At 54.9% G+C, this 7,963-nt stretch carries 18 protein-coding genes and 1 pseudogene; all 19 read left to right on the top strand.

Annotation, left to right across the window (positions count from 1 at the left end):
- Window positions 1-280: pseudogene (gene tuf, locus IK012_RS02720) on the top strand (elongation factor Tu); the annotation flags it as partial.
- A 9-nt stretch (window positions 281-289) separates the two neighbouring features.
- On the top strand, window positions 290-598 hold the full coding sequence (gene rpsJ, locus IK012_RS02715; protein WP_173798279.1) for a 30S ribosomal protein S10: 309 nt from the start codon (window positions 290-292) through the stop codon (window positions 596-598).
- Between the two features lie 5 nt (window positions 599-603).
- Window positions 604-1,221 (top strand): 50S ribosomal protein L3, encoded by a 618-nt coding sequence (rplC, locus tag IK012_RS02710; protein ID WP_290950121.1) that lies wholly within the window; start codon window positions 604-606, stop codon window positions 1,219-1,221.
- On the top strand, window positions 1,221-1,841 hold the full coding sequence (gene rplD / locus IK012_RS02705; RefSeq protein ID WP_290950118.1) for a 50S ribosomal protein L4: 621 nt from the start codon (window positions 1,221-1,223) through the stop codon (window positions 1,839-1,841). The genes rplC and rplD overlap by 1 nt, the downstream gene beginning before the upstream one ends.
- Window positions 1,841-2,143, top strand: a complete 303-nt coding sequence (gene rplW / locus IK012_RS02700; protein WP_290950115.1) for a 50S ribosomal protein L23 — start codon at window positions 1,841-1,843, stop codon at window positions 2,141-2,143. The genes rplD and rplW overlap by 1 nt, the downstream gene beginning before the upstream one ends.
- A gap of 2 nt (window positions 2,144-2,145) precedes the next feature.
- Window positions 2,146-2,976 (top strand): 50S ribosomal protein L2, encoded by an 831-nt coding sequence (gene rplB / locus IK012_RS02695; RefSeq protein WP_088638997.1) that lies wholly within the window; start codon window positions 2,146-2,148, stop codon window positions 2,974-2,976.
- Between the two features lie 3 nt (window positions 2,977-2,979).
- A complete protein-coding gene (gene rpsS, locus IK012_RS02690; RefSeq protein ID WP_088638998.1) occupies window positions 2,980-3,261 on the top strand; it encodes a 30S ribosomal protein S19 in 282 nt (93 codons plus the stop codon).
- Entirely contained in the window at window positions 3,261-3,611 is a 351-nt protein-coding gene (gene rplV / locus IK012_RS02685; RefSeq protein ID WP_290950108.1) for a 50S ribosomal protein L22, read from the top strand. The genes rpsS and rplV overlap by 1 nt, the downstream gene beginning before the upstream one ends.
- A 2-nt stretch (window positions 3,612-3,613) precedes the next feature.
- The gene (rpsC, locus tag IK012_RS02680) at window positions 3,614-4,273 is read left to right on the top strand and encodes a 30S ribosomal protein S3 (RefSeq protein ID WP_290950106.1); all 660 of its coding nucleotides are present in this window, start codon (window positions 3,614-3,616) and stop codon (window positions 4,271-4,273) included.
- 2 nt (window positions 4,274-4,275) lie between these two features.
- Window positions 4,276-4,689 carry a 50S ribosomal protein L16 gene (rplP, locus tag IK012_RS02675; RefSeq protein ID WP_290950104.1) on the top strand — a complete coding sequence of 138 codons (414 nt, stop codon included), beginning with the start codon at window positions 4,276-4,278 and terminating at the stop codon, window positions 4,687-4,689.
- Window positions 4,689-4,892, top strand: coding sequence for a 50S ribosomal protein L29 (gene rpmC / locus IK012_RS02670; RefSeq protein WP_290950100.1), 204 nt, complete (start codon window positions 4,689-4,691; stop codon window positions 4,890-4,892). Before rplP ends, rpmC begins: the two co-directional genes overlap by 1 nt.
- Before the next feature lie 17 nt (window positions 4,893-4,909).
- Window positions 4,910-5,164, top strand: coding sequence for a 30S ribosomal protein S17 (rpsQ, locus tag IK012_RS02665; RefSeq protein ID WP_088639003.1), 255 nt, complete (start codon window positions 4,910-4,912; stop codon window positions 5,162-5,164).
- 21 nt (window positions 5,165-5,185) lie between these two features.
- On the top strand, window positions 5,186-5,554 hold the full coding sequence (rplN, locus tag IK012_RS02660; protein ID WP_072807549.1) for a 50S ribosomal protein L14: 369 nt from the start codon (window positions 5,186-5,188) through the stop codon (window positions 5,552-5,554).
- On the top strand, window positions 5,554-5,853 hold the full coding sequence (gene rplX, locus IK012_RS02655) for a 50S ribosomal protein L24 (RefSeq protein ID WP_290950096.1): 300 nt from the start codon (window positions 5,554-5,556) through the stop codon (window positions 5,851-5,853). Before rplN ends, rplX begins: the two co-directional genes overlap by 1 nt.
- Before the next feature lie 9 nt (window positions 5,854-5,862).
- Window positions 5,863-6,402 carry a 50S ribosomal protein L5 gene (gene rplE / locus IK012_RS02650; RefSeq protein ID WP_290950093.1) on the top strand — a complete coding sequence of 180 codons (540 nt, stop codon included), beginning with the start codon at window positions 5,863-5,865 and terminating at the stop codon, window positions 6,400-6,402.
- Between the two features lie 9 nt (window positions 6,403-6,411).
- Window positions 6,412-6,597 (top strand): type Z 30S ribosomal protein S14, encoded by a 186-nt coding sequence (locus IK012_RS02645; RefSeq protein WP_014546106.1) that lies wholly within the window; start codon window positions 6,412-6,414, stop codon window positions 6,595-6,597.
- Between the two features lie 14 nt (window positions 6,598-6,611).
- The gene (rpsH, locus tag IK012_RS02640; protein ID WP_088639006.1) at window positions 6,612-7,007 is read left to right on the top strand and encodes a 30S ribosomal protein S8; all 396 of its coding nucleotides are present in this window, start codon (window positions 6,612-6,614) and stop codon (window positions 7,005-7,007) included.
- 2 nt (window positions 7,008-7,009) lie between these two features.
- Window positions 7,010-7,549 (top strand): 50S ribosomal protein L6, encoded by a 540-nt coding sequence (gene rplF / locus IK012_RS02635; protein WP_290950124.1) that lies wholly within the window; start codon window positions 7,010-7,012, stop codon window positions 7,547-7,549.
- Between the two features lie 9 nt (window positions 7,550-7,558).
- A complete protein-coding gene (rplR, locus tag IK012_RS02630; protein WP_290950087.1) occupies window positions 7,559-7,930 on the top strand; it encodes a 50S ribosomal protein L18 in 372 nt (123 codons plus the stop codon).
- The last annotated feature ends 33 nt before the right edge of the window (window positions 7,931-7,963 follow it).

Raw genomic sequence — 7,963 nt, 5'->3', positions numbered from 1 at the left:
CACCGAATTCAAGGCTGAAATCTACGTTCTCACGAAGGACGAAGGTGGCCGCCACACGCCGTTCATGAACGGCTACCGTCCTCAGTTCTACTTCCGCACCACCGACGTGACTGGCACTATCCAGCTGCCCGAAGGCGTCGAAATGGTGACCCCGGGCGACACCGTCACGATCCACGTGAACCTCATCGCCCCGATCGCCATGGAAAAGCAGCTCCGCTTCGCTATCCGCGAAGGTGGCCGTACTGTTGGTGCTGGCTCTGTAACCGAAATCATCAAGTAAGGAAAAATCATGGCTGGTGAACGCATTCGTATTCGCTTGAAGAGCTTCGATCATCGTATGATCGACCGCTCCGCTCAAGACATCGTGAATACAGCTAAGCAAACGGGTGCCCGCATCGCGGGACCCATCCCCCTCCCGACGAAGGTCCAGAAGTATACGGTGCTCCGCTCTCCGCATATCGACAAGACTTCTCGTGAACAGTTTGAATCCCGTACGCACAAGCGTCTTATCGACATCCTCGATGCTACGCCGCAAACTGTTGATTCCCTCATGAAACTTGACTTGCCGGCTGGTGTCGAAGTCGAAATTAAGGTCTAATAACAATGAACGGTATTCTCGCAAAGAAGTTGGGAATGACCCAAGTGTTCACGGAACAGGGCGAATGCGTTCCTGTAACGGTTCTCGAAGCCGGTCCGTGCGTGGTCGTTTGCCACAAGACAGAAGAAAAGGACGGTTACACTGCTGTCCAGATCGGCTTTGGTCTCAAGAAGGAACAGCGTGCCAATAAGGCTGAAATCGGCCATTTCAAGAAGGCTGAAATCGCTGTCCGCGAACACCTCGCCGAATTTGACGTCGCTGATCTCGAAGCCTGGCCGGTTGGCAAGGAATTCGGTGCAGCTGACTTCGCCGACGTGAAGATGGTGAATGTCTCCGGCATCTCCAAGGGTCACGGTTTCTCTGGTGCCATCAAGCGCCACGGCTTCCACAGCGGTCCCCGCTCCCATGGTACGCACAACATGCGCGAACCGGGCGGCACGTCTGCTCACTCCTACCCGGGTCGTGTTTTCCCGGGCAAGCGTATGCCTGGTCAGTACGGCAACAAGAAAGTGACTGTCAAGCACCTCCAGGTCGTCAAGGTTGACGGCGACCGCAACCTGATCTTCGTCCGTGGCGCTGTCCCGGGCCCGAAGAACAGCATTATCGTGGTGAGGAAAGACTAATGGCTAGTGCAAAGCTTTTCGCCGCAACAGGCGATTTCAAGAACGATATCGAACTCCCGAAGATGTTTGACGAAGAAGTCAACACGGTCTGCATGTACCTCCACATCAAGGCTATTCTGAACAACCAGCGCCAGGGCAACGCCCAGGCCAAGAATAAGTCCTCTGTGAGCGGTGGTGGCCAGAAGCCGTGGAAGCAGAAGGGTACCGGCCGCGCTCGTTCCGGCCAGAACACCTCCGCCGTGTGGGTTCGTGGTGCTAAGGCCCATGGTCCGAAGTCCCATGACTACTTCGAAAAGGTGAACAAGAAGGTCAAGAAGATCGCCTTCCACTCTGCACTCGCTGCAAAGGCCAAGGATGGCAAGGTCCTCGTGTTCGAAGCCCTCAGCTTCGGCGCCCCGAAGACCAAGGATCTCCTCGCTGTCCTCACTAAGGCTGGCGTCGAACAGCGCAACGCTCTGTTCGTTGTTAGCGAGAAGGATGCGAACCTTTACCTCTCCTCCAACAACATTCCTTGGTGCCGTTGCGCACGCGTCGAAGATGTCAACACTTACGACATCGTCCGCGCCAACAACGTTGTCATCTCCCAGGCCGCTCTCGCGGAACTTGAAGGAGGCCGCTAATGAAGGAAATTCGTGAAATCCTGCTGACCCCGCACATTACCGAAGAAACCATGAAGAACATGGTCAATCCGCGTAACGATGTGCACAAGTACGTGTTCAAGGTCGCCATGGACGCCACCAAGACCGACATCAAGGCTGCTATCGAAAAGCGCTTCGATGTGAAGGTCGACTCTGTGAATACCGTGATTACCCGCGGTAAGATCAAGCGCGTTCGCATGGTTGCCGGCAAGAAACCCAACTGGAAGAAGGCCTACATCACACTCAAGGCCGGGCAAAAGATTGCCGAGTTCGAAGGAGTATAACTATGGGTCTGAAGTCTTATCGCCCTCTTACCCCGACGCTTCGTTACAAGCAGATTGGTGACCGCAAGGAAATCACTGCCGACAAGCCGTACAAGCCCCTTACCGAAGGTATCAAGAGCAGCTCCGGCCGTAACAACGTTGGTGAAATCACCTCCCGCCGTCGTGGTGGTGGTCACAAGAAACTTTACCGTATCATCGATTTCAAGCGCAAGTTCGCAGGCATCCCCTGCACGGTCGAGACGATCGAATACGATCCGAACCGTTCCGCCCGTATCGCCCTGGTCAAGTACCAGAACGGCAAGCGCGCCTACATCATCGCCCCGGCTACTGTCAAGGTCGGTGATGTGCTGAACGCCGGCGCAGGTGCCGAGTTCCGCGTGGGTAACGCTCTCCCGATCCGCGACATCCCGCTGAACACGATGATCCACAACATCGAGCTCAAGCCGGGCAAGGGTGCTCAGCTGGTCCGCTCCGCCGGTGCCGCTGCTGAACTCGTCGCCAAGGACGGCAAGCTCTGCCAGGTCAAGCTCCCGAGTGGTGAAGTCCGCTTCATCTCCGAAGACTGCCTCGCCGTTGTCGGTCAGGTTTCCAATATCGATCACATGAATGAATCCTCGGGTTCTGCAGGCCGCTCTCGCTGGCTCGGCAAGCGCCCGTCCGTCCGCGGTGTCGTGATGAACCCGGTCGACCACCCGCTCGGTGGTGGTGAAGGACGTACTTCTGGTGGTCGTCATCCGTGCTCTCCCTGGGGCAAGAACTCCAAGGGTGCCAAAACTCGTAACAATAAGCGTACCGATAAGTACATCGTGCGCCGTCGTCAGAAGAGGGCCTAATTCATGTCGAGATCCCTTAAGAAAGGTGCTTTCGTGGATTCCCACGTTCTAAGCAAGGCCCAGGCAATGGCTGGCTCCGACAAGAAGCAGCCGATCAAGACCTGGTCCCGTCGTTCCACAATCGTTCCGGATATGGTCGGACTTACCTTCTCCGTGTACAACGGAAAGCAGTTCCTCCCGGTCTATGTTTCTGAAAACATGGTCGGCCATAAGCTCGGCGAATTCGCTATGACCCGTACGTTCCGTGGCCACCGCAAGACGGAAACCGCTGGAGGTAAGAAATAATGCAAGCTGTTGCTAAAGTGAAAAACGTCCGTTACGGTGTGCGCAAGCTCCGCCGCGTTGTGGACCTGGTCCGTGGCAAGCGTGTTGACGAAGCATTCGCAATGCTCTCCATTCTCCACACTAAGACCAAGGGTGCCCCGATTGTCGAGAACGCCCTCAAGTCCGCTGTCGCAAACTTCAAGCAGAAGTCTGCCGCTCCGGTTGCCGCTGAAGAACTCGTGATCAAGACCATCGCCGCTGATGGTGGCACGATCATGAAGCGTATTCACCCGCGTTCCCAGGGCCGCGCTTTCCGTATCGAAAAGCCGCTCACCCACCTCACCGTCGTCGTCGCAGACAAGGAGAAATAACAATGGGTCACAAAACTCATCCTAATGGTCTTCGTCTTGGCGTTATCCGCGGTTGGGAATCCAAGTGGTATGCCGAAGACAACTTTGCCGATCTTCTTTATGAAGACATCACCCTCCGTCGCTACTTGATGAAGCGTTTTGAACATGCCTCCCTCTCCAAGGTCGGCATCGAACGTACCGTCAAGAAGGTGAACGTGAACCTCTTTACCGCCCGCCCGGGTATCGTCATCGGCAAGAAGGGCGAAGAACTCGAGCGCGTGAAGAGCGAACTCCAGTTCCTCACCGGTAAGGAAATTTTCATCAGCGTGCACGAAATCAAGCGCCCGGAAACGGATGCCAAGCTCGTCGCTGAGAACATCGCCCGCCAGCTCGAAAAGCGTATCTCCTTCCGTCGCGCCATGAAGCGCGCCATCCAGTCCGCCATGCGCCTGGGTGTGGAAGGTATCAAGGTGCAGTGCGGTGGCCGCCTCGGCGGTGCCGAAATTGCCCGCGTCGAAAAGTATGCCGAAGGCCGCGTGCCTCTGCACACTCTCCGCGCCGATATCGACTACGCGACATCGATTGCTAAGACCGTCTATGGTGCCATCGGTATCAAGGTGTGGATCATGCACGGTGAAAAGATTGGTAAGGACGTCATGTCCGACAACAAGAGAGAGAAGTAATTATGCTGAGTCCTAAAAGAACATTACATCGTAAGCAGATGAAGGGCCGTATGAAGGGTGTCGCTTCTCGCGGCAACTACATGGCCTTCGGCGAATTCGGCATTCAGGCTCTTGAAAAGTGCTGGCTGACGGCTCGCCAAATCGAAGCTGCCCGTATCGCTATGACCCGTAAGATCAAGCGCGGCGGTCGCGTGTGGATCCGCGTGTTCCCCGACAAGCCGATTACCCGTCACCCTGCCGAAGCCCGTATGGGTAAGGGTAAGGGCGCTGTGGAATTCTGGGTCGCCGTGATTCTCCCGGGTCGCATCATTTTCGAAATGGGTGGTGTCGAACGTGAACTCGCCATGGAAGCTCTCCATGTCGCAGCTCAGAAGCTCCCCCTTAAGTGCAAAATCATCGAAGAATCGGAGATCTAATGAAGGCTCGTGACTTGAAAAATGAACTGAGAGCTCTCGACGTGGCCCAGCTCAAGGAAAAGCTGGCTCAGTTGAATCTCGATTTGTTCAATTACCGCATGACTGCGAAGCTCGGTAATTTGGAAAAACCCTCTATGATTCAGGCCGCCCGTAAGGAAATCGCCCGAATCAAGACCATCCTCAGCGAAAAGGCCAAGGCATAAGCCGGCAGGAGCAGGAAATGGATAGAAACCTTCGTAAAGTCAAGCAGGGTGTTGTCGCTTCCGACAAGATGGACAAGACCATCACGGTTGTGGTTGAAAACCGCAAGCGTCATCCCATGTACAACAAAATCATGACCACCACCAAGAAGCTCAAGGCTCACGACGAAAACAACGAAGCGGGCGAAGGTGACCTGGTGGAAATCATGGAAACTCGTCCTCTTTCCGCTACGAAGCGCTGGCGTCTCGTCCGCATCGTCGAAAAGAAGAAGTAAACTCCTGGAGTAAGGCGAATTATGATTCAAGAAGAAACCAGACTCGTCGTGGCTGACAACAGTGGAGCCAAGGAAGTCGCCTGCATCCGTGTTTTGGGTGGCACGAACCGTCGCTATGCTAGCATCGGTGATGTCATCAAGGTAGCCGTTAAGGACGCTATCCCCCAGAGCAAGGTGAAGAAGGGTTCCGTGGCCGACGCCGTCGTCGTGCGCACACGCAAAGAAATCTCCCGTCCGGACGGAACGTTCATTCGTTTCTCGGACAACGCAGTCGTTCTCATCACCAAGGATGGTGAACCGCGTGGAACCCGTATTTTTGGACCGGTGGCTCGTGAGCTCCGCGAAAAGAATTACATGAAGATCATCTCCCTCGCACCTGAGGTTCTCTAATGGCTAACATCAAGAAGAATGATAACGTCAAGGTGATTTCCGGTGCCTTCAAGGGCAAGACCGGCACCGTGATCAGTGTCAAGGCCGGCAAGGTGACCGTCAAGGACGTGAACGTCCGCAAGCGTCACGAGAAGCCGTCTCAGACCAACCAGGCAGGTGGCATCATCGAAAAGGAAATGCCGATCGACATTTCTAACGTGATGCTCCTCGAAGGCAACACGCCTGTCCGTACTCGCGTCGTTCGCGAAGCCGGCAAGAAGGGCGTTCGTACCAGTGTCAAGACTGGAAAGGCTGTGTAAGGTAAAACAATGAATCAGATGAAGCAATTTTATCTCGAAAAAGTCGTTCCGGCCCTGCAAGCAAAATTTGCCTACAAGAACGTGATGGAAATCCCGCGTCTCGAGAAGATCGTGGTGAACATGGGCGTTGGCGCCGCTGCTCAGAACCGCAAGATTCTGGACGAAGCCGCTGAAACGCTTACCGCCATTACGGGTCAGAAGGCCGTAGTCACCACAGCGAAGAAGGCTATCGCCAACTTCCACCTCCGTGAAGGTCTCGGCATCGGTGCCAAGGTCACTCTCCACGGCGACATGATGTGGGACTTCCTTTTCCGTTTCATCAACATCAACCTCCCGCGTGTCCGTGACTTCCGTGGTCTCGCTCGCCGTGGTTTCGATGGAATGGGCAACTTCACTCTCGGTATCAAGGAACAGACGATTTTCGTCGAAATCGATATCGACAAGATTTCTCGTACCTTCGGTATGGACATCTCCTTCGTGACCTCTGCAAAGACGGACGACGAAGGCCGCGCCCTTCTCGAAGAACTTGGACTCCCCTTCAGGAAGTAAGGTAATACCATGGCAAGCAGAAGAATGATTGAAAAATGCAAGCGTACCCCGAAGTATACCGTTCGTGGGTATAACCGTTGCAAGCGTTGCGGTAGGCCGCACGCCTTTATGCGCCGCTTTGGCCTTTGCCGTATTTGCTTCCGCGAAATGGCACTCGCCGGCGAAATCCCCGGTATCACAAAGTCGTCTTGGTAAGGAGAGTATAACTCATGGCAATGACAGATCCTATCGCCGATATGCTCACCCGCGTGCGCAACGCCTGCAAGGCTAAGCTGCCCGTGGTTGACATTCCTGCCAGCAACCTGAAGCGTGAAATTGCACGCGTTCTGCAGGAAAAAGGTTTCATCAAGAAGTTCGTCGTCGTCGATGACGGCAAGCAGGGCATCCTCAAGGTTCTGCTCCGTTACACGAAGGGCGAATCCGCTATCCAGGGCATCCAGCGCGTTTCTACGCCGGGTCTTCGCCACTACGTCGACGTGGCTAAGCTTCCGCGCGTCCGCAACGGCCTTGGCTATGCTATCATCTCCACATCTAAAGGTGTCATGACTGACCACGAAGCCCGCGAACAGAAGGTGGGTGGCGAAGTCATCGCAAAGGTATGGTAAAGATGTCCCGTATCGGAAAAGCTATTATCAATATCCCGGCTGGCGTCAAAGTCGCCGTCAATGGTCAGAACATCAAGGTGGAAGGCCCGAAGGGCAAGCTCGAGACCAACGTCCACGAACTCATCTCCATCAAGCTCGAAGGCAACCAGCTTTCGTTCTCCCGTCCTGACGATCAGAAGTTCACCCGCGCCATCCACGGCACGACCCGCGCCCTCGTCAACAACATGGTCGAAGGTGTCACCAAGGGTTTCGAGAAGACTCTCGAAATCGTCGGTGTGGGCTACCGCGTCGAACAGAAGGGCAAGGACCTGAACCTCGTTCTCGGTTTCTCTCATCCGGTTATTTTCAAGGCTCCGGAAGGCGTCGAACTCAAGGCTGTTGACCCGCTGAAGATCTCCATCTCCGGCATCGACAAGCAGAAGGTCGGCCAGGCTGCCGCGGAAATCCGCAAGTACCGTAAGCCTGAACCGTATAAGGGCAAGGGCATCAAGTACGCCGGCGAAATTATCCGTCGTAAGCAAGGTAAGAAGACAGGTAAATAAGGGTAAACTATGACTGCAATTGCTAAGAAAAGAATCCAGTCCAGAATCGCACGCCATGCTCGTGTGCGCAAGTCTGTTGTCGGAACTGCAGAATGCCCTCGTTTGGCTGTTCGCCGTTCCTTGTCTCACATGGTCGCCCAGATTATCGATGATGCGAACAACAAGTCTCTCGTCCAGCTCGCTACGACTGCCAAGGAATTCCAGGGCAAGTTCGGCGAAATGACGAAGACTGAACAGGCCAAGCAGCTCGGCCTCCAGGTCGCAGAAGTCGCCAAGTCCAAGGGCATTGAATCCGTGGTCTTCGACCGCGGCGGTTACATCTATCACGGTCGCGTTCAGGCTCTCGCTGAGGGAGCTCGTGAAGGCGGACTCAAATTCTAGTGAGGTACACTTTGGAACGCGAAGCTCAAGTTT

This window comes from Fibrobacter sp. (assembly GCF_017551775.1).
In the GTDB taxonomy this organism is placed as follows: domain Bacteria; phylum Fibrobacterota; class Fibrobacteria; order Fibrobacterales; family Fibrobacteraceae; genus Fibrobacter.
This window is presented reverse-complemented; position numbering and strand designations above follow the sequence as displayed.

What these genes read in the sequence shown, in the direction of transcription:
- rpsJ (WP_173798279.1), top strand. Translation starts at nt 290, where the DNA reads ATGGCTGGTGAACGCATTCGTATTCGCTTGAAGAGCTTCGATCATCGT.
- rplC (WP_290950121.1), top strand. Translation starts at nt 604, where the DNA reads ATGAACGGTATTCTCGCAAAGAAGTTGGGAATGACCCAAGTGTTCACG.
- rpsS (WP_088638998.1), top strand. Translation starts at nt 2,980, where the DNA reads ATGTCGAGATCCCTTAAGAAAGGTGCTTTCGTGGATTCCCACGTTCTA.
- rplF (WP_290950124.1), top strand. Translation starts at nt 7,010, where the DNA reads ATGTCCCGTATCGGAAAAGCTATTATCAATATCCCGGCTGGCGTCAAA.
- rpsQ (WP_088639003.1), top strand. Translation starts at nt 4,910, where the DNA reads ATGGATAGAAACCTTCGTAAAGTCAAGCAGGGTGTTGTCGCTTCCGAC.
- rplD (WP_290950118.1), top strand. Translation starts at nt 1,221, where the DNA reads ATGGCTAGTGCAAAGCTTTTCGCCGCAACAGGCGATTTCAAGAACGAT.
- rplW (WP_290950115.1), top strand. Translation starts at nt 1,841, where the DNA reads ATGAAGGAAATTCGTGAAATCCTGCTGACCCCGCACATTACCGAAGAA.
- rplE (WP_290950093.1), top strand. Translation starts at nt 5,863, where the DNA reads ATGAATCAGATGAAGCAATTTTATCTCGAAAAAGTCGTTCCGGCCCTG.
- rplN (WP_072807549.1), top strand. Translation starts at nt 5,186, where the DNA reads ATGATTCAAGAAGAAACCAGACTCGTCGTGGCTGACAACAGTGGAGCC.
- rpsH (WP_088639006.1), top strand. Translation starts at nt 6,612, where the DNA reads ATGGCAATGACAGATCCTATCGCCGATATGCTCACCCGCGTGCGCAAC.
- rplR (WP_290950087.1), top strand. Translation starts at nt 7,559, where the DNA reads ATGACTGCAATTGCTAAGAAAAGAATCCAGTCCAGAATCGCACGCCAT.
- IK012_RS02645 (WP_014546106.1), top strand. Translation starts at nt 6,412, where the DNA reads ATGGCAAGCAGAAGAATGATTGAAAAATGCAAGCGTACCCCGAAGTAT.
- rplP (WP_290950104.1), top strand. Translation starts at nt 4,276, where the DNA reads ATGCTGAGTCCTAAAAGAACATTACATCGTAAGCAGATGAAGGGCCGT.
- rplX (WP_290950096.1), top strand. Translation starts at nt 5,554, where the DNA reads ATGGCTAACATCAAGAAGAATGATAACGTCAAGGTGATTTCCGGTGCC.
- rplV (WP_290950108.1), top strand. Translation starts at nt 3,261, where the DNA reads ATGCAAGCTGTTGCTAAAGTGAAAAACGTCCGTTACGGTGTGCGCAAG.
- rpsC (WP_290950106.1), top strand. Translation starts at nt 3,614, where the DNA reads ATGGGTCACAAAACTCATCCTAATGGTCTTCGTCTTGGCGTTATCCGC.
- rplB (WP_088638997.1), top strand. Translation starts at nt 2,146, where the DNA reads ATGGGTCTGAAGTCTTATCGCCCTCTTACCCCGACGCTTCGTTACAAG.
- rpmC (WP_290950100.1), top strand. Translation starts at nt 4,689, where the DNA reads ATGAAGGCTCGTGACTTGAAAAATGAACTGAGAGCTCTCGACGTGGCC.